Here is a 424-nt window from a genome sequence, read left to right on the forward strand (position 1 = left end):
GACGATGCCGGTCCGATCCGGACAGGACAGGGTGAGGATGTAGTCGGCGCGCATCGGCCGGATCATAGCCAGCCCCCCGCCGGCACGCGACACTTGCAGTCGCAACCTAGCCGACGGCCTGGCCCGCCCGCCGCATCGCCACCTCGCCCAGCACCGCCCAGTCGCGCCCGCCATCGCCGGCGGCGATCGCCTCGTCGAGCGCCGTGCGCAGGACCTCGGCCAGCGGCATCGGTACCTGCCGGGCCTGCGCGGCCTGCAGTGCCAGGTCGACGTCCTTGCGCCCCAGGGTCGCGGTGAAGCCGGGCGGATCGTAGCGGCGTTCGGCGATCAGCCGCCCGTAGACCTGGTAGACCGGGGCAGCGAACAGCGTGCTCGACAGCAGTTCCAGCAGCTGTGGCGGCGCGATGCCGTGGCCCTGTGCCAG

The 424-nt window shown here is 72.9% G+C and carries 1 protein-coding gene; it reads right to left on the reverse strand.

Translation table 11 applies throughout. From position 1 onward, the window contains the following. Window positions 1-106: 106 nt before the first annotated feature. Window positions 107-424 (reverse strand): NAD-binding protein (locus SB658_RS22020; RefSeq protein ID WP_410602314.1); only part of this gene is annotated, 318 nt, incomplete at its 5' end.

Source organism: Bacillus sp. SIMBA_008 (assembly GCF_046535495.1).
Classification (GTDB): domain Bacteria; phylum Bacillota; class Bacilli; order Bacillales; family Bacillaceae; genus Bacillus; species Bacillus subtilis.